Genomic DNA, 19,963 nt, shown 5'->3' with positions numbered 1-19,963 from the left:
TTTATTTGTCAGGACATTTCTCTTCCATGGCATAAGCAACAATTTGGAATTATTGAAAATAATAGCTTCCCTTACATTGAATTACATCTCAATCCATCTGATGGGAAAGGAATTAATGTAGCAGGTAAAATTTGGGATTATGTACTCGATGTTTTAAGTCGAAGAAACGAGCAACCCAATTAATGTACATTATATATACAATTGGGTTTTTTTAACTCGGTATAATAACAGATAAGTAAATCTTTATTCGGATGAAACCATTATGAACTTGCACTGGAGTATTCTCATGAAAAAAGACAAAGAACAACATCAGCCTGTCCTTGAATCCATAACGGCAGATGAACCCAAAACCTCCTCTATAGCATTAGCTTTACAACAATTTAGAAAGGAAGCAGAAAAAAAAGAGGCTGCTGAGGAAGGTGCAAAAGTACGCTGCGGGACTTGTTTTAAAGAAATCGCACCTAAGCGCCTTTGTTCCGGACATGGCGCAGGTGGTAGCGGAGGTGATAGTGCCACCTCTGATAAGAAGACATCTGAGGAAAAAGCGAGTCCTGGTGAAGTTAAATTCCTAACTAAACCTGGCAAAGCAGTTGGGTCTGAAGATGAATTGGTAGGCGTGTTTGGTTCAGAAGAACTTGATTTAGAGTCTGGTTTTGACCCAGAAATAATTGCGGAATTGATCGCCAAAGGATTATTGCTGGTTGATAGTGATCGCGTATCAATGACTCTTTCAATTAAATTACAATGTGAACCTAGTAAATTAACTGAAGAACAAAGAGAAGAATTAAAAAAATTCATGGAAGCGATTATAAAAGAATTCAATGAATTTAAAGAAGAAAATCATCTTTCTGATGATTGCATACAAATCCTTCAAGATGAGGAGGGAAGCATATGTTCTCTTCGCATTACCATGCCCACATTAGCTTTATACGATGCATTTATTCAACAGCTAGCAAATAATTTAGTGCCCGTACCCAGTCCGAAAGCACAAGAAAGAGATGAGGTAACGAAAGAGCAAGGCCTTACTGCAAGTCCACTTTCAAGAGAACCAAGACCGTCTAATAAAAATCAACTCTCCAAACAAGAAGCTAATGAGGAGATACATAATACATCTGAGGATGGGGAACAAGAAATTTTTAACCCATCTCCTTTTAATATGAAGCCATGGTAATAGAAGTAGGTGTTTATTGATTTTTGAAAAGAACTTTAATTTCAAGGCCCCATTTTATTTCCAATAAGACAATTACGTAATTGGGAAATACCATTTCATGCTTTCTCAAGACTGAGCCCTTAAGTTTCGATATCTACAAGATCATTGAGGTCATTGGTTGCGTGTTAAACTGATACAGTGGATAGTTGATTTATAACGGATATTTCTTTTTATGGTTTTCTTATTTATCTGATTGAATGGTGTAGCTTTTTAGGCTATGATTGAAGCTTAGTTGGCTTCAACATAAAAATCATGTTTGATACTTCAATATTGTTTTCTGAATATCGGCGGCGTGTGCTGGCACTTTTATTGCTGCATCCTGATGAGCGTTATCATGTCCGAGAGATTGCGCGGTTAACGAATACCACAGCGGGTACACTTCATCGAGAACTATCCAAACTTGCTAAATCCAAAGTACTTCTGCGCGAGCAGAGCGGTAATCAAGTTTATTACCAAGCAAATCGAAATTTTCCTATTTATACGGAGCTTTCAAGCATTTTAAAGAAAACGTCTGGTTTGGTGGATGTGTTGTTTGATTTTTTAACTCCATTAGCTGAAAAAATTGAAGTAGCTTTTGTTTTTGGCTCGGTGGCCAAAGGAACCGAAAACCTTGGAAGTGATATTGATGTGCTTATTATTGGTGAGGTTGATTTTACAGAAGCAGTTGCAGCTCTTTATGCTGCCCAAGCGAGTTTAGGGAGAGAAATTAACCCCAAAATATATTCCAGGGAACAATGGAAGTCATCTTTACAAAAACAAGATCTTTTCATTCAGGAGGTTTTAAATAATCCCAAGCTATTTATTATGGGAGCTGAACATGACCTTGGATAATTTAATTGGCATCAGCCTGGAAAAAATACCACCTCACCCAGATACCATAAATCGGCTTTTGCATGCTGCTGAACGTAATATTGTGGATTCAAAAATTGACTTGGTTAGCGCGGAGAATCGCTTTGATGCTGCCTATAAAGCAATTATGCAAATAGCAAATGCAGCACTTCAATCTCATGGATATCGAACCTTGACTTCTAAACCAGGACATCATCAAACGATGATTCAGTTATTGCCTCAGACTTTAGGTATTGATAAAAAAACAGTGATTATATTGGATGCTATGCGTAAACAACGCAATATTGCAGATTATTCTGGCGATATTATTCCTGAGAGTGCAGTAATAACTTGTATTGCTCAAGCAGAAGCATTGTTAAAGGATTTTAAAAAATGGCTGAGTGTTAATGATGGAAAACAACAGTGATGTAAAGCAACAACTCAATGAATGTCTTGAGGTACTAACAAAGATTTTAGGCGCAGAGCTTTTGGGAGTTATCTTTATGGTTCTTATCTTATAGGTGGTTTGCAAAAATACAGTGACATTGATTTATTTGTTGTAACAAATCGTACCACAACGTCAAAAGAAAAGATGGAGTTGACTAACCATCTACTCCAAATATCAGGCATTTACATGAAAAGTACGAAGCCACCTATAGAAATGACCCTTGTGGAAAGGGTCGCAATTAATCCTTGGATTTATCCACCCCTTTTTGATTTCCAATATGGCGAATGGCTTCGCTCATCATTTGAAATGGGAAATTTTGAACCATGGTCTGATCGTGCAATGCCGGATCTTGCGCTGATTATCACGCAGGTCTTATTGAAGAGTCATACATTGATGGGGGAAAGCCCTAAGCAACTATTAGACCCGGTCCCATATAGCGACTTTATAAACGCGATGCTTCATGATCTTGATAGACTTTCAGCGGAACTTGAACAGGACACTCGAAATGTATTACTAACCTATGCACGGATTTGGAGTACATTAGAAACTAATGAGATTCGATCGAAACCTATAGCAGCAGATTGGGTGATTGATCGTCTACCTAAAATGTATCAGCCCGTGATGAACAGAGCGAAACACATATGCATTGGTTTGGAAGATGAATATTGGGATGATATTAATGTGCTTGTAAAACCCTGTGCTGATTTTATATTAAGTAGAATTATCGATCAAAAGTTATCAATAAATCTAAAAGATCCTTGCGCCTTAATAAGGCTAACCTAGATAGCGGGGCAGGAGATTATATTTGCCATTAGTATTATTTCAGTAAGGTTCATTCAGTCATTTCCAGGTATTCTGCTACATTGCTACACGATCATCAAATCATTCAAACCATCCAGATGAAATTATCTATGAAATCATAGAGTAATGCATTTTTTCTGTTACAAATTCGATCAATTATTTGTAGCAAAAAATTGCTACTATATTGCTACGCCATGCTACATTTCAAATGCTGAAAAAACACATCCCGAAATATACAAAAGAGGATGTCATGAGGAGTGGTCTGAGTTATCTGGTGTTGCTTATTTTTGTACGCCGCCATTTTTTGTAAAGAGTTCCTAATTTAAAATATTCTTATATAAAAAAGGAAAATGATAAAAAATGAAATAGCACGTGCATTTTATTTTTGGTTGCAATATGTAGCAAATAGTAGTGTCTATGTAGCATGGTTATTGCTACATATTTGTGGGGTATCTTGATGCAGGGATAGTGATATAATCCTTTTACACAGGCAACTTACAAGGCAATATAGATCTTTCATCAATAAGATGTAGCAAATGTAGCGATATATGGAAACCTCTCAGAGGTGATGCGCGATCAGCTAAATATTGAGTATCCATCAAAAGGGACATTGATAAACTAAGAAAAATTATTGATATCAGGATTATGAGTGAGAAAAAACATAAATTATTTAGGTTACAATAAAAATATATTCATCTTAATAATTGTATTGAGAAAAGAAAATACTATTCATTAATAGAACATGAAAGTTATCTGATAACAGAATGTAACTTAAAATTTATATGGTCAATAGCATGTCAACTAAGATTGAAACAGCTCGAATGATTTTGCGTTTAATTAACGAAGATGATTTAAAAGAGGTTGCTGAACTTAATTCTGATCCAGAAGTAAGGAAATTTTTTCCTGATGGAGTCCAAGACACAGATCAAACTGCGAAAAGAATAAAAGAATTCGTTAGTTTTTATAAAGAAAAAGGACTTCCTTGTTTTGTTATTTTTGATAATTCTTTAAAAGAGTTCATAGGACGTTGTGGATTTGGTCCAATTGAAACCGGAGAAATAGAAGTAGGTTATCTGTTGCATAAAAAATTTTGGGGGAAAGGATATGCTTCAGAGGCCTTGGAAGCACTATTGAAATGGGCTAGTACAAATATCGACTCAGAATATATTATTGCTTTTGCACCAGAAGGTCATATTGCGTCACAACGTGTTATGGAAAAGTGTGGTATGGAATATTACAAAGATGGGTATGGCCATGGTGTTATGTGCAAATTCTATCGTATGAAAAATAAATAGCATTATGCAGTACAAGAAATTGAGATTTACCAATAAGAGTTGATAGTTTATAGAACCTTATGGAATGTAAAAATATTGGATTCCTTCCTGCTAAAAGGTGGGGAAATGAAGAATAAAAATCGCAATGTAATTAAGGTATAATTTAATGGAATTAACACAGCAAAAACGGCTTCTATCGCATGTAATTTCTCCAGAAAAAATGGAACATATAATTCAAAAAATTACTGAGAGAATCAAATGCGAAGGAGATAAACCCTCGTTTTTGTTACTGAATTAATGTTTCATAAAAGAAGTAACAAAATGTCATTACAATAATAAATATGTATTTTTAAAAAATGACAAAAATTGATGTAATTACTAGTAGTTATGGGGAGTTATTCAAAAATGGCGTTTAGAATTAGGAATTTTATTGTTGGAGATGAAGTAGAAATTTATAAACTATTTCATGATGCAGTTCATTCTATTAACTCTAAAGATTATGATGAAGTGCAGCTAAATACATGGGCTCCGAAGGAAGCTGATTTGGAAAAATGGAGAGAGTCTTTAGAAAGAAATTATACTCTTGTGGCTGTAGAAGAACAAACAAACGTGATTGTTGGCTTTGCTGATTTAGAGAAAAATGGACATATTGACCGTGGATATGTTAATAAAGATTATCAAGCAAGAGGTGTTGGTCTTGCTCTTCTCAAAGCATTAGAACAAAAAGCTATTGAGTTAGGGATGAAAGAGCTATATGCGGATGTGAGCATCACGGCAAAGAAATTCTTGGAATTCAAAGGATATGTCACTGAAAAAGAACAAACTGTCTCTATAAACGGCGTAAAGTTTATTAATTATTTAATGAGGAAAAAACTATAAGCAAGTGATGGAAAAATGCAGATTCTTACCACCGCCGATGAGAGAAAAAAATATTTTTATTAATATTAATACTGACATGGTTAATTAAACTGAGATTTGATAACTTTTTACCAGGATCGGGGCCGTACCCCAACTTTAACCGATCATGTACGTAGTAGGTGTGGCGAAGTCAGAACACTTGGTGTTTCACCTCATTATAGAGGACAGGGTATTGGAAAGATCTTACTTCCCTATAGCTTAAATTATTTTTCAGATAAAAACTACCAAAACTGTTATCGGACTGTTGCGACACAAAATAATAGCGCGCTTCGTATCTATCAAAACCTTGGTTTTTCAATTGCAAAGCATTTTCAAGTTTACTGTTGGAAATTTCTTAACAATAGTTAAACCTCAGGTTTGGGGCTAGTCTAGCGAATTGTAAAAAGACCTAAAGAGAAATAGAAGTTTTTTAGTAAGTAATCGTTCATCATTGTTTATATCATCTCAACCCGAAACGCTTGATAAGAGGGTGATTCATAGGGATGAGCTTTCTTTAAGGCTGCAACAGCAGCTTTGATTTGCTCTTCAGTACAGATAATTTCTACTTTATATTCAGGCACTCTCTCAAGTTGATTGATTGTTCCAATAAAAGCATGGCTGCCAGGTAATGGCATAAACTGCCCCTCGCCTAATGTTTGCCACGCACAATGCTGATAATGATCCACACTTCCTGCCCCTGTATCAAAAATAGCATTTTTAACAATTTCTAAATGTGTTTCTGGAACACAAAAACAAAGCATGTACATGATATCACCTATGGGGAAATTAATTCTGTTTTCCAAGAGTTGCTTATCTTCGTATAACGAATTACCTCAGAAAAAGAAATGGAGCCGACTGTGTAAAAAATCCATGTTTTTGGGATGAAGCGGAAGCCAAAATAATCCTCACTCATAGGGATAGAAAGGCTTGCAAATTGATCACTCAATTCTTTTTTCCTTGTTTCCAATTGGCCTAAATCTTTAATGACAAGACCTGAAGTAGGGGCATAAGCAGAAAATCTTAATTGGCGTTCACGAGGAAGAGTTCTCCAAAAAGCTTCATTTTCTTCTTGGGAAATGGGTATTGCTGTTCCTTCTAAAATAACTTGTCGGCTCTGCATTGCAAATAAAAAATTTAAACAGGATTTAGGGTTATTTAATAATTCAGCAACCTTGCGTGTTTTTTGTTGAGTAAAAAATAATAGACTCTCGGTTTCAATTTCGCGAATGGCCACCACTCGACTATGAGGATCACCTAAGCTGCTACAAGTGCTTAAAACAGCACAGAAAGGATCCTCAATCCCTCGTTCTTTTTCCTTGTTCAACCATTCTTTTAGCATGTCAAAGGGCACAAATTTCTCCTGTTAATTGGTGTACTATGGTTAATGTATCAAGTTGAACTTATACTTTGAATGCACGAGGGTTCACTTCCACCATCGTTTTTGAACCTGATTTTACAATGCGTATTTGATTGTGTTCCACTAATAATTCAACTGCATGGTCGCGTTTTATTTTATCTCGCAACGGACTTAATTGTTGAATGGTTCGTAACGTTGTTGAACTAATATTCTTTTCAATAAACCAGCCCATAAGTTTTAGGGCATCGGAAAACTGCAAAGAAACGGTTTCGGTAGGCATAATTCGCCGTGCTTCTTGCAAATGCCAATTAATTATTTCAATAGCATTTTCGGTATGCTCTACACTAATATCCCCATCGCGTCCTTCAAAGAGATGAAAAAGTGCTGCAAGCCGCGCTGTATTTTCAGCCGCTTTTGATGCGAAATCAACGATATCGACCCACTGGCCTTGAGGTTTTAACCCTGCTTCTACCGCATTAAAAAATAAAATCCATTGTTGTTTTGCGGCCATACTCATTTTCAACAATGGAAGTTGAATACAACCTTGATGGCTTAATTGTTCTGACTGATTTAAGCAGGCAGTGACGCGTTGGTCATAATAGGTTAGAGAATGCAAAGAAGCAGGCGGTTCTTGGTAAAATCGATTTCCCATACTATTGGCAGGATAAGCCATGAGACAACGAGCTAAAAAACCGCTTTGTCGACTGATACCCGAAGCTTGCTTGGTAAGTTGTTGTAAGATAAGCGGTTGCATCATCAAGTTAAGTGTTAAGCGCCGATTTTCAATGGTAAATCCTTGCGTTGTTTTACGATGCGCGGTGAATGTCTTACCGTCCCACAAACGATTAAGCAAAGCTACAAAACGAGTCGGATTACCTTGCATGCTATGGCTACCTAAGATGATGCCTGCCTCATCAGACCAAAGGGAAGCGGAAGGCCAACCTTGAGCCAAATGAATGGCCAGTGCCTCTTGGGTCGCATCTTCAAAATAAAGAGTGGGTTGCAAAGGAATTTCCGGCTCTTGATGAATTAATTCATCAAGCATTTCTTTGGCATAATCAGAATCTTCCCCCGTATAAGTTGCACGTTTGATTTGAGAGAATAAACTATCTTTTTCCATTTGCCATACTTGATGTTGCGTTAGTGCTGATAACACTTCAGGCTCGCGCCTTTTACGAATCAATGTCTCCCAGTGACGCGCTGCTTTCGAAAAAACATTATCTGCAGCAGTTTTTCGGGTGCCAGAGCCGCTGGCAATTAAAAAATAAAGTGATACTGGACTAATTAAATAGTTGTCTCGCGCCACATTAGCAAGTGATTGGCATGATAGTGACATATTAGCCAAGGCGCTGCATGCAATCAAAGGCAGGGGTTGCTGTCCATATTGTTGATAGTCGATTACGGCTTTTCTTACAATTGGGGGAAGTGCCTCAACTGGATAAGGACAGTCAGGGGCTAAGATTGGAGAAAGTGGAATAGGTTGTCCCCATCCGACATTTTGGTGGACATTATTTTTGATCTCTAATTCATTCTGTTCAATAGTCATTGTGTTAGAAGATGAAGTTTTGGTTTCTGATTTTACCAGTAGCGTCTGTATGATGTAAAATTAGTGGCCTGGAATACAATATAGATGTCCTTTTATTATTGAGCATGAGATTTGAAGACGCTTTGATAAGTTTCTTTCCATTTTATCCTGGACAAAGTCGATTTTTTTGAGCAACCCAAACCGTTGCTTCTCCACACTCTGGGCCCCTAACGTTATGTACAAGGATTTTAAAATGGCACTCTAGAAGGATTTGAGTATATTCTTCGGAAGAAAGGGAGGCATGATATAAATCATATCCTCCATTATCACCCCAAACTTCTCCATACTCCGGTCCGGAAGTAAATATTAATAAACCATTTTGCTCCACTAAAGAGGCAAGGGATTTTAATGTTTTTCGTTGATCGTCATGAGGTAAGTGAAAGAAACTATGCCAGGCAATGACTGCATCGAATTTCTCTTGCAAATCTAAAGCCCTCATATCAGCAAGTAGCCATTTTGCATTTGGGAATCTTTTTTTGCATTGCTCAATCATTTTTTTACTTGCATCAATGCCTGTTACTTTATACCCTTGTTTCATTAAAAATTGGGCTATGGGTTCGCCCGTGCCACAGCCAACATCTAAAATAGTTCCTTTGGATGGAATCTGATTTTGTAGTAGTTCCAAATAAAATTGCTCCATTTTGAGCTCTTTATTGCGGTGACTATCAAACCACTCAGAAATTTCATCATAAATAAGGTAGACGTTGTTTTTATTTCTTTTCTTGATTGAGGGATTAGTTCGATATTTCAATTGAACAAAGCCACCGCCAATACATTTAGTTTCAATATGCTCCAGTTCGATGTCTTGTGCCAAAGGTCCAAATAACGAACGCCCAGAGCCGAGCAACACTGGTGCAATGGTTATTGTTAATTCATGTATTAAATGCGCGGCTATAAAATTCTGGACAGTTATACCGCCATCAATATAAAGATGTTTAAACCCTTCATCAGTTAAGCGCTTCACGAGCTCAATAGGTGTTTCGGAGGAGGTTGAAACATGTTTTAAATGAACAGGAATTTTTATGGGTTTGCTGCTCATCACTACAACTGGAAGCTCACCATAAGGCCAAGGATTAAATGATAATACTTTCTCAAAAGAATGCCTACCCATAATGAGTCCATCGACCGTAGATATGAACTCTTTATAACCACCATCCTCACCAGATGGCACAAGCTCATTTGCTTTGGTTAGCCAATCAATAGAACCATCATCTCTTGCAATAAAACCATTAAGACTTGTAGCAATAAAAACAGAACACTTAGCAAGCATAATCGTTTATCCTTTGTATACAGACTTATTGATTGAGTTCAGAGTCGATTCTTTTTGAAGTCAGATGAAGACTCTAGAAGTCCTAAACTTAAAGCTCCTGGAAAAACAGTATCATGATCCATATTATTTAGAACATTAAAAGCAGTGCTTAAATTCCTGTGAGGCTTGCTCATGATGGTTTCATTCAATAACTTTAAATCATCTATCATTTGGTAATCGCCTTTATTTTCTTGGTCGCCGATAATAAAGCAAACACGAGTATTTTCTTCAAGATTAAAATTTTGCTTTTTTTGAGCTGCTTTTAGCACCAAATGATTATCATACCAGAGAGAGGGGCTAACGATAATGTAACGATTAAATATTCCAGGATGGTGGACTAATAAATATACCCCAAATAATCCACCGTAAGAATGACCGACAAAAGTAGCGGTTTTATTAACTCTATATGTCTGGTGAAGATATGGAATAAGTTCTGAATGAATAAATCGATAAAATGATTCGGCACCACCCGAGTATTTTTGATATTCAGCTCCATATCCTCCTGATCCAACATAACTTGGTGTGTAATCTCTGGTTCTATTTTTCTTATACTCATTAGGATTTGCATAAGCTATCCCAACAATAATGGAGTCGTTGATTCTATTTCGGTCAGATAAATGCTCACTAATTTGTTTGGCTAATGCAAAGCTGTAATCAGCATCTAATAAGTAAATAGTTGGATAGTCTTTTTTGTTAGAATCATATTCTTTGGGGAGACTAATATATAAGTTATATTTGATTCCATTGATCTTTGAAGGAAACTCTTTGGTTAACGTATGATGTAAGCTAAATGTATTCGTGTATTTTTCCTCTAGCGGATTACTTTGTATCTTCGTCGATATGCTGGCTGCTGCCATAAGGCTTAAGGAAGATATTAAAATGAACAAGGTGAACATTTTTTTCATAAACTAGCCTCGCAAAGACTTTAAAATAAGAGCATTCATTTGTTTCTGAATTACCTCAGGCCCACGGTCACATAAATCAATATGTTTGGCTTCAGGTAGTGGAATAATTGTTATGGCTAATTGTTTTAACGACTCTTGAGAAGGCAGTACGCCTTCATCTGCCTTAGTATCATTTCCACGCAGCGATAAAATAGGTGTTAGCCCGGTACGTGGAAAAGGCATGCGCAAGCTATCCAATGATATAATTTTTTTCACAAATTGAGGATGGTTTCTTGCAAACAACATGGCAATATCACCACCATTCGAATGACCAATTAATGTCACTTTAGACAAGTTTAAACTGGGGTTGATCCGGCTAAGCTCTTTGATTACGTAAAGTATATTGGTACTTCCTCGTTCCCATAAGGGTTTGCGTCGCTCAAATAAATTGCCAGTTTGAGCTAATGGGGGATCTGATTTTAGATCATGCTGGATGCTTACAACAAAATAACCGTTTGCAGCAAGTGCATTGGCTAAGAATGAATATTCAGTATCGCGTACAGTGTATCCATGATTAATGATGGCAACGGGTAGTTTAATAATACCAGCATTTGCTTTCCCCTGTGATTCATTACTCACATAAATTTTAACTGGAATAAGTCGTTTGCGATCTTTATCATAAAATTTAATGGTCTTAGTTGAGATAAATGGATTGTTATCAGGCTCTGGATCCTGAGACCAATCAACCACTTTCCCGCGGGTAAAATCCCATCTATAAAGCCAAGAAACCCCAAAATGGGCATAGTAAGAATCAGCGGATAGATAGGCTTTATCCTGTAGTGCATCATCTAGGCTGATAAAATGATAACCGTATTCTTGGGCTATAGTTAAGAGTGATTCAATGGCTAATGAATTAACAAGATTGGCATGAAGTAGCCAAATCTGATTAATATTTCTACCAAACATTTGTTTAGATGCGCTTTCATAAAAGGCAAATTTAGCACGTGTATGTTTCAAGTAACTTTGAATGATTTTGTCTTTATTTTGAGGAAACTCATGTAATTGTTGGTTAAATTTCCAATCGTCAGTGTCTATAGTAACTGGAGCAACTAGGTATCCTTCATGTTTTAAAAACGACTCAAATTGAGAGCGAATCTTGAATGTTTCACCTGTATCAAGGTAGGGGTGCCTAAAGTAACGGTACTCTCTACCTGCACTTTGCATTAATTGTTTGGATATTTTAGAGCCATTAGTCACTTCGGCTTTAAATTGCTTGGTTGTGATGCTACTTAAGGACAGATGCGAATAAGTATGATTTCCCAAATCAAATCCGTTATCCACCCATAATTTTAGGAGATTTATTTTTTCTTGAGTTTCATTAGTGCGGTAGAGTTTCCCTTCATTCACAAATCCAATTGCAGGTACTCTATATTTGATAAGCGCATTTACTATTTGCTGATTTATTTGAGCTTGTTCCTCTATAGATTCTTCGATTGAAGCAGGTAAATCATCAAAAGTAATTGCTATTTCACTGGCGTAACCAAAAGCTTGATAGCAAAATAGGAATAGAGCTTGTGCTATTAATAAAGAAATGTTGGATTTCATGTATTATTTTTCCAATTCATTAATTAAGTAAAATAATTGATTCAGGGTCTCATTTTTCGCTCTGAAACTGGCGAAGGTTACATGTTTTTTACTATCTGCAATGTGTTTCGTAAAGGTAATCACACGACCATCTTTCTCAATCCAGCCGATGAACCATCCGTGTTGTAGTGATAGTTTTTGGCTTTTGTCTTTTGTTAACTGTCGACCATTCCCTGTTTTTCCATACAGTTTCCAACCACCCGCTAATTCTTGAATATATAGAATGTCTTTAGTCATAGTGAAAGCTTTGGGATTCACGGATAGTTTTTTATTGACTATTTTTTGCAGAAACTGAATTTGCTCACTTGGTGAGATGGCAAGCGAGCTTGATAGCCAGGAATGGGTTAATCCATTATTCTGACCTTTGTCGCCGGAAATATCCTGATTGCCATAGTGAAATGCATCAACATAATTCTTAAATCGAGTCATACCTAATTGTTGTGTTAGAACTTGTGAATACCAAACACAGGAATCTCTTATCCAGGTACGTGGATTATGAGGATATTTCCAAACATTAAGATAAAGTTCATATTCTTTTTTGTACGGCCATTCCGGATTGAGTGTGTCTTTTAATATTCCTGAATCAAAACCCATAAGACTCAAAGCAATTTTAAAGGTTGATTCTGGCGCAAAACGCTTATTGCAATCTTTACCCTCGTGCTTTAGCACAGTTTGATTTTCCTGTACCAAAAAGCAAGTACTTTGGGCCCAAATAGTTCCGCAATAAAATAGTGTCAACCATAGAAGTACGCTTAGTTTCTTCATAACAACTCCAACATCATGTGAATTTATATCGATATGGGTACGAGCTACACTGCTGTACCCACAGGTGATTTATAGCGTGGTATTACTTAGGCTATTTAGAGCAACCTTACGAAATACTGGAGCAGCCAATTCTCCACCGGAGGTTAAAGTCTTACCATTTTTTCTTGAATGACCGTCTTCTATTACAACCACCATGGCATAACGTGGCGCATCAACCGGTACAAAACCTGCAAACAAGGCAATATGCTCGCCTTCTGCAACATTAATATTTTCTGTAACAGTTCCTGTTTTACCCGCGACATGAACACCAGGAATCGCAGCAAGTTTTCCTGTGCCATTTATAACAACGTTCTCGAGGATATGATTTATTGAATTGGTTGTTGCTGCTGAAATGATAGGAGCCTCTTCTCCTTTGAATGGACGTCCAAAGTTTGCAAGAATGGCGTAGGATTTTGTTAATGAATCAATTGTGACCGGTATATTCTCCCCAAGAGAAACCATTGCAAGTTGCAAGTCATCACTTTGATTTGCTTGCCACCAAGTATTAATATCAAAACCAAATTCAGTGAGTTTTTTACGAATTACAGGTAGTCCAGTTTCTTGGGCGACTTTAATCATGCATACATTACTTGATCTTGCAACCGCTTGGGTCAATGAAGTAGGGCCTTGACTTACATAGTAATCTGTAAATGTTTTACCTTCTACGGAGTAAGGTGAGCGACAATCATATTTTTTGGTTTCAGAACTATTCCCAGCATCAATTGCTGCCGCCGCAATAAACGGTTTTATCGTAGAGCCAGGTGAAAAAACACGTGATTTCCAGCTATTCTGATTTTCATCATTACCGGACTCAGCAAAGGCAATGAGATTACCAGTTTGTGCATTGACGATTGCAATAACCCCCGATTTTGCATGATAGTTTTTTACCGCCATTTTAATTTCTTGCGCGGCAATTTGTTGCATTTTAGGATCTAAATGAGAGGTATCGATTTCTTGTGCCTTAGAACCGGTCAATGAACCGACTGCTGAATAGGCGACACAGATTGGTGCCAAAATAGAAACCCCCATAAATCCAACTGCTAACCATAATGATTTAGATGGTTTAAGTGGATAAGCTGATAACATTGAAATTCTCCTGATGATAAAAGTACAGTCTTCATTGTCTTTGCCCAAGGCCATACCTACCGTGCATGCAATTTCTAGGTCTGATGACAGAGAACATTGAGACACTGTCTGCACTACATGAAACAGACAGCTGCCATAGTCATGTGCCGAAATTTTTGGCTGGCCAACCAATACTTCATCACATGAACATTCTTGTAATTCGCTTAAAATACGACCCCATCGAATAACACCTGGATTACCCCAGAAAAGAATGCGCAGGGCTTCAATAAAATAGGCCCATAGACAATCACCATTACGATGATGTTGGCCCTCATGAGCAATGGCAATCTTCACATTTTTGGAGGAAGAAAATAGGGATACGGGTAATACGATATAAGCTTTGTTAAATAAAACGACGGAGAAAGGAATATGACAACGTCGAGAAACTTTAATGACCAATTTACCGGAAGTTCGATATGGAATTGCTTCAGCTAATAGTGCTCTTAAACTGCCCAAACTCAACAATACTTTATAACTGCGAAATAAGACGAGCAAACAAAATACGATATAAAAAATATGAAAATAACTCGTATTGCTTATTGAAAAAGAGGTTGCTGATTCAGGAGTCTCTTGGGAGTGTTTAGACTTTAAAATAGGTTGATTCACATACTCTTGCAAAGCATCAATGGATGCATAGTGATGCCGCTCCAATTTTTGATTGGTTTTAATACAATGAACCATTAATGGAGAAATCACACAGCTAATTAATAAAAAGCGAGCCAATTTGAGTTTAAATGATGGCTGATTTGAGAGCCAACGACCGCCAATAAACCATGAACTGACTAAAAGCAAGCAATGAATGCTCAATAAAATTTCCAGGAATAACATAATCATGCCTCTATTTTTTGTTCAGAGGTTACTAATTGTTTTAGTGCTTCCTCAATTGCTTGAATGTCATCATGTTGTAGCTTTTTGGCCATCAAGAGTCTTTGCACCAGTGCTACAGGTTCACCATCAAAAACATTAGTGACCATATGCTCAATGCACGTGCTTTCGTACTCAGCCTTGGTAACAATTGGGAGAAAAACATGGGCATAAGTATTTTTTTGGCATCCCAAAAATCCTTTTTGTTCAAGTACTTTTACTACAGTTGCCACAGTGGTATAAGCTAAAGGTCTTTCTTTGGGCAAATGTGAAACAATATCTTTAATGGTTACTTTATTAAGGCTCCAAATAATATTCATTAATTCAAGCTCTACCTCTGTAAGGAGGCGATCATGAGCAAAAGTGTTTTCCCCTCTTTTTATTGACATTTTTTCTCCAGAAACTAAGTAAAACATAATCTACTATATTTTTAGTAGATACTACTATAAAAATAGTAGCCTTGAAATAGTTTTGAAAGAAAATAAATTTGTTGAAGTTTTATTTAGTTAAGACATCTTATAGGGGCTCTGGGTGCAAACCCCAGAGCTCCTACTTAATGATCGACAAATTAAACGTATGCTGAACTATTGAATTGTGGTGGTTTGTACAAAACGCTGCGGTGCTTAGAACAGCCCTAAGTCAAAATGCTTTTGCTCTACCTCTTGTTGCCCTTTAGTAGCAACGCCTGTCGTTTTAATTTGTGTCTGCTCTTGTAAACGTGGGTTCATTTCTTGGGTGGGATTTTCTTTTAAACGCATATCAAGAGGCAATTCTTCTCGTATTGATAACCATTGCCCAATAGCACTTAGATCACCAACGATAGGCTCTGCAATTTCTCGAAAAACAGCGGGTCCATTCTCGCTATTAGTGAGACAAACAACTGCTTCATCAGTAGTAAGGTTGATCGCTGCTAAATTGCGTCCAGTTCCATTATCACCCCAATGAAAAGCGATACGGGTTCCATCGGTATTTTTCTGAATCCCAATTCCTAGACCCCAAGAGATTTGATCTAAAGTATCAGTAGAGACTCCTTGCTTCATTGCTTTAGTATCTTTATCTTTCAACGATGAAACAACCGGTTTAAACATTTCCCATCTAATATAGGGATCGTTAATACAGGCTTTTAGAAATTTTGCATAGTCAGAAGTCGTTGTATACAAGGATCCTGCCGGGTGAACCATATAAAATTTTTGCTTACGATTTACTGAGCCATCTTGATCATGGCCAATTGCTATTGTTGCAGCATGTTCTGGAGGATGACCAATAATTGTAGTCACAAGGGGTAACTCCCTTGCTTCAACAGGTATTGGCTTTGACCAAAAAAATGGTGGTATTTGAGCAAAGCGAGCTTTGATTTCTTGTAGGCTTTTTTCTTCAAGTTGGTTGGAATTTTTTTCAGTCATTTGTACGCTGCCGTCTACTGCCCTTTCAGCAACAAATAATTTATCCTTTTGTAGGATAATACTTAATTGACCATGTACATCTAAAGTATCTTTTAATAATTTTTTAATGCGTTCAGGAGTTGGTTCTTCCTCTTCATCTGGCAGTTTAATAAGACTGCAACCCGTTGGTGGCATGAAACTACTATCAGTCATACCTATCTTAGCAAACTCTTCTTGAGCTAAAGCTTCCAGTGATTTTGCAGTAATGTGTTCCACAATTTCACCTAGAAATTGATAAGCTACTCCTGAATAATCAAATTGTTTTCCTACTTCAGAGACATACTTTAGAGATTCTGGTGATGAAAATTCGTTAGGTAAGCCTGCTTGATGGGATAGGATCATACGGGCAGTTAATTTTTTATAATTTTTATCAGTTCGCATCTGTGGAGGACCAAAATCGCCGTATTCATGGAGTGGTTTGTCTAAATCAATGAGATCTTTTTGCGCTAGTTTCAATACAATATAAGCAAATACAGGTTTACTCAATGAAGCGGCTTCAAAAACAGTCGAACTAGTAACTTCTTCAGGTTTGCTGACATTAGTCACACCTACCTCTTCTGTAGTAACAACTCCGCGGTCAGAAATAATTGCTGTGGCAATACTTGGGATACTAGTTCTTTTTTGCAATTCACTTAAAGAACTTGTCCGTTCTTTAGATGGATTGGGTCTTGGAAGTGGATTGATGCCCCAATTATTAGTTTTACCCCCTAGCTCATCAATAGTTCTAGCAAAACCCCATTTTGGAAAAAAATAGTTCGAAGCCAGTTCTATTTGAATTGTCGAAGGGACAATTTGTTCCGCAAGAATATGTCCATTATGTGAATTAGCGAAAAATACCATGGCACTCTTATCCTTTAAATTGATTGCAACCCACGCTCTGCAATCATTCATGTCACCCGAATGATAGGCGGTAACAACCTCTTCTTTTTCATTGGTTTGTAACCCCCAACCTAAACCCCATGCAACATGGCTTAAAATGGAATCGCGTATCTTGTCTCTAGCAATTCCAATTGCTCCCGCCAAACCTCTATCGTGCGTCATGAAGGCATGCGGAATAAAAGGATTTTCAATCGAGCTGTCATGGCTTAGATGTTTGACAAACTGTGCATAATCTGATGCCGTAGTTCTTAGTGTATTGGCGGCACATGGTTTGGGTTCTTTACATCCATATTGTGAGACTACAGCTCCAATCAGCTCCGGATTGTTTGAAAGTTTACCTTTATCAGGTAACTGTTCAAGAATGCTTGAAACTACTCTTTCCGGAAAGGAGCGATTGACTATTTTTCCATTATCTAACCAATATGCTGTTAGTTGCTCATCTTCTTTTAGTATGACAATCTGACCAGGTTTCATTTCATCAAACAAGGGTTCTTTTTCAGCATGCAAAAGCGAGTGATAGGCCTTTAATGGCTCATAAGTGCTATGAGTCATGTCACAACGATCAAATACATGGTTTTTGGCCAATGTTTCTAGATTTGCTTCAGTCAATTTTTCAATCACTTGTTGTAAGTACACGATACCAACATTTGAGTATCCATGCATTTTTTCTTTAGAATCTTTTTCTTTAGGGTTAGGAATGAACTGAAACTTCATTTCACCATGAGCAAGGCCTGTTGTATGTGATAACACCATCCTTGCAGTGAGTGCTTTAGCACAGACAACAGCAGATTTGTCAGACATATCAAATTTCATTCCATCTATCTCAAATTCTTCTAATGGTAGAATATGAAAAAGAGGAGTATCTAAATCAAATTGACTCAGGTTGAATTTATCCAAATTAAATTTACCTGTCCCGCGCTTTGCTTGATTCGCCGCATTGGACTGCATCAATTTTTGTACTAAATAGGCAAATACGGGTTTGCTTAGCGAGGCTGCTCCAAAAACGGTTTCTGGTTGCACTTTTGTAGGTGGTGCAAGGCCTGTTAGAGTAGTTATTAATTCAGATTCTTGAGAATTGGCCAATTTATAAGTATCAGTACAACTTTCTCGTAACTTTTGATATGAGGATTGATTACTTTCATTTAACTGTATTTGATGAACGCTTTGTGTTGTTTGATTCACATAATAAAGTGTGTCGTCAAATAGAACTACAGCATCTTTAGTTCCTAATCCCAACTTATGAAAGGGATATTTGAGTGGATCAACAGGTATTGCAAAAAGGCCGCAACCATCTGTAAGCCCTTTTTCTTGAGTAGATATGATTCCATCACTGCTTATAAAGGCAATAGAAATTCCTGGAATTTGTGCTTTAGACATGACATCCAGCAAAAGTAATTCCGCCATTTTTGCATAAGACATACAATTGATCATAATAAAAACAAGTAAGTTAATTATACCCTATGCCGTAAAATTTATTCTCAATCAGTATTTTTTTACAAATTTTTAACATTGTCGGATGTTTAGATTAGCCGTTTTCTAGACGGAAAGAAGAACCTAAAATGGATTCCGTTGAGATTGGATCGGTAAAAACAAGACCGATCCAAAATTTATAGCTATTTTTTTACATGTTGTAAGCATCTACGATACTTTTGAGCCAAGTCTTTGCTTCTGGACTGACCTTTTCATCCTTCAAAGCAATATCACAAACAGCATATTTTCGTGAAGTTTCTTCGCCATACATATCATCTAATGCCTTATTCCAAAGCGTTAATATGTTGGAGTCTGGCGTTTTGCCTACTTGTTCAAGAATACCATAAAGCCTATGCTTCCAATAAGCGTCTAAAGCCTTCTCTAACCATGTCATAATCTCTGGTGTTAAACCAATTTCATCAAGACCTTTTCCTTCTCCAAATCCTTTTTCCCATTTTTTGGTTCTCAGATGGGCATATTTTTTACCGTATACGCTATTAACCCATTCCATGTAGTTTTTCCCTGTTTGGATACCTATAGTGGAATCAGGATCGTGTTTCATACTTTGTTTCAATTCATCTAAAAGTTGATGCCATTGTTTTTCAAACTCAGCCTTGTTATTTGTTTTCATTTCCTTTTCAAATGCTACGTATTGTTTGAGCTCATCAGGAGTAAATATTTCCTTAACCCAATCATGTTCAAGATGCTCTGCCATTTTATATACCTCAATCAGTTGTATAATGGTTTCCCATGGAATGGATTGATTGACATCAACAGAGTCTATAATGCTTCTTAAGGTTTTAGCTCCGGAAGTACATGCCAATGCTTTTTGTTCTAACACTTGAGCTTGGGCTTCAAAATGGTTTAGCGCGTGACGTTCTTCAGAGAGCAAGGTTTTGATTTGTGATAGCTCAAAACCAAAAAACTTTAAAGCAATAATCTGTTGTAATTTCAATAAATCCTTCTCGGAGTAAATACGATACCCATTGGACTGTCGTAATGAAGGTTTAAGTAAACCAATGCGATCATAATGATGCAATGTTTGCACCGAAACACCAGTTAATTTGCTTAAGTCTTTTACGAACCATTGAGTCATAGTATTACCTCCTTAAGAACAAAGGTAAGATATATAGTAACAATAG

At 36.9% G+C, this 19,963-nt stretch carries 18 protein-coding genes and 1 pseudogene; 8 read left to right on the top strand and 11 right to left on the bottom strand.

Annotation, left to right across the window (positions count from 1 at the left end):
* From BW930_RS08745 to BW930_RS17520, 8 genes and pseudogenes are all read left to right on the top strand, one after another.
* Positions 1-183: pseudogene (locus tag BW930_RS08745) on the top strand (hypothetical protein); the annotation flags it as partial.
* Between the two features lie 103 nt (positions 184-286).
* Positions 287-1,171, top strand: coding sequence for a hypothetical protein (locus BW930_RS08740; RefSeq protein ID WP_014845063.1), 885 nt, complete (start codon positions 287-289; stop codon positions 1,169-1,171).
* 291 nt (positions 1,172-1,462) lie between these two features.
* Positions 1,463-2,041 carry a nucleotidyltransferase domain-containing protein gene (locus BW930_RS08735; protein WP_014845064.1) on the top strand — a complete coding sequence of 193 codons (579 nt, stop codon included), beginning with the start codon at positions 1,463-1,465 and terminating at the stop codon, positions 2,039-2,041.
* Entirely contained in the window at positions 2,028-2,465 is a 438-nt protein-coding gene (locus BW930_RS08730) for a DNA-binding protein (protein WP_019350461.1), read from the top strand. The genes BW930_RS08735 and BW930_RS08730 overlap by 14 nt, the downstream gene beginning before the upstream one ends.
* 207 nt (positions 2,466-2,672) lie before the next feature.
* Entirely contained in the window at positions 2,673-3,269 is a 597-nt protein-coding gene (locus BW930_RS08725; protein ID WP_019350459.1) for an aminoglycoside adenylyltransferase domain-containing protein, read from the top strand.
* A gap of 812 nt (positions 3,270-4,081) precedes the next feature.
* On the top strand, positions 4,082-4,582 hold the full coding sequence (locus BW930_RS08715; protein WP_014845068.1) for a GNAT family N-acetyltransferase: 501 nt from the start codon (positions 4,082-4,084) through the stop codon (positions 4,580-4,582).
* 384 nt (positions 4,583-4,966) lie between these two features.
* Entirely contained in the window at positions 4,967-5,440 is a 474-nt protein-coding gene (locus BW930_RS08710) for a GNAT family N-acetyltransferase (protein ID WP_014845069.1), read from the top strand.
* Positions 5,441-5,536: 96 nt separating this feature from the next.
* The gene (locus tag BW930_RS17520) at positions 5,537-5,827 is read left to right on the top strand and encodes a GNAT family N-acetyltransferase (protein WP_076547508.1); all 291 of its coding nucleotides are present in this window, start codon (positions 5,537-5,539) and stop codon (positions 5,825-5,827) included.
* An 86-nt stretch (positions 5,828-5,913) separates the two neighbouring features.
* On the opposite strand, the gene BW930_RS08700 is transcribed toward BW930_RS17520, so the two are convergent.
* The 11 genes from BW930_RS08700 to BW930_RS08650 all read right to left on the bottom strand — a co-directional run bounded on the left by BW930_RS08700 (position 5,914) and on the right by BW930_RS08650 (position 19,917).
* Positions 5,914-6,225, bottom strand: a complete 312-nt coding sequence (locus tag BW930_RS08700; protein WP_019350456.1) for a YqfO family protein — start codon at positions 6,223-6,225, stop codon at positions 5,914-5,916.
* Between the two features lie 8 nt (positions 6,226-6,233).
* A complete protein-coding gene (locus BW930_RS08695) occupies positions 6,234-6,809 on the bottom strand; it encodes a pyridoxamine 5'-phosphate oxidase family protein (protein ID WP_014845071.1) in 576 nt (191 codons plus the stop codon).
* A 49-nt stretch (positions 6,810-6,858) separates the two neighbouring features.
* Positions 6,859-8,361, bottom strand: a complete 1,503-nt coding sequence (locus BW930_RS08690) for a YfjI family protein (protein ID WP_014845072.1) — start codon at positions 8,359-8,361, stop codon at positions 6,859-6,861.
* A 142-nt stretch (positions 8,362-8,503) separates the two neighbouring features.
* Positions 8,504-9,670 carry a methyltransferase domain-containing protein gene (locus BW930_RS08685; protein WP_014845073.1) on the bottom strand — a complete coding sequence of 389 codons (1,167 nt, stop codon included), beginning with the start codon at positions 9,668-9,670 and terminating at the stop codon, positions 8,504-8,506.
* Between the two features lie 38 nt (positions 9,671-9,708).
* Complete coding sequence (locus BW930_RS08680) at positions 9,709-10,614, bottom strand: alpha/beta hydrolase (RefSeq protein ID WP_014845074.1); 906 nt, start codon at positions 10,612-10,614, stop codon at positions 9,709-9,711.
* Between the two features lie 3 nt (positions 10,615-10,617).
* A complete protein-coding gene (locus BW930_RS08675; RefSeq protein WP_014845075.1) occupies positions 10,618-12,198 on the bottom strand; it encodes an alpha/beta fold hydrolase in 1,581 nt (526 codons plus the stop codon).
* Positions 12,199-12,201: 3 nt separating this feature from the next.
* Positions 12,202-13,002 (bottom strand): oxacillin-hydrolyzing class D beta-lactamase OXA-29, encoded by an 801-nt coding sequence (locus BW930_RS08670; protein ID WP_014845076.1) that lies wholly within the window; start codon positions 13,000-13,002, stop codon positions 12,202-12,204.
* A gap of 69 nt (positions 13,003-13,071) precedes the next feature.
* Positions 13,072-14,994 (bottom strand): M56 family metallopeptidase, encoded by a 1,923-nt coding sequence (locus BW930_RS08665; protein ID WP_019350454.1) that lies wholly within the window; start codon positions 14,992-14,994, stop codon positions 13,072-13,074.
* A gap of 2 nt (positions 14,995-14,996) precedes the next feature.
* On the bottom strand, positions 14,997-15,419 hold the full coding sequence (locus tag BW930_RS08660; RefSeq protein ID WP_014845078.1) for a BlaI/MecI/CopY family transcriptional regulator: 423 nt from the start codon (positions 15,417-15,419) through the stop codon (positions 14,997-14,999).
* Positions 15,420-15,653: 234 nt separating this feature from the next.
* Complete coding sequence (locus tag BW930_RS08655) at positions 15,654-18,770, bottom strand: serine hydrolase domain-containing protein (protein WP_014845079.1); 3,117 nt, start codon at positions 18,768-18,770, stop codon at positions 15,654-15,656.
* Positions 18,771-18,972: 202 nt separating this feature from the next.
* Positions 18,973-19,917: a MerR family transcriptional regulator gene (locus BW930_RS08650; RefSeq protein WP_014845080.1), complete on the bottom strand. Its 945-nt coding sequence runs from the start codon at positions 19,915-19,917 to the stop codon at positions 18,973-18,975.
* Positions 19,918-19,963 lie beyond the last annotated feature (46 nt).

The sequence above is a fragment of the Fluoribacter gormanii genome (assembly GCF_900156395.1).
In the GTDB taxonomy this organism is placed as follows: domain Bacteria; phylum Pseudomonadota; class Gammaproteobacteria; order Legionellales; family Legionellaceae; genus Legionella; species Legionella gormanii.
This window is presented reverse-complemented; position numbering and strand designations above follow the sequence as displayed.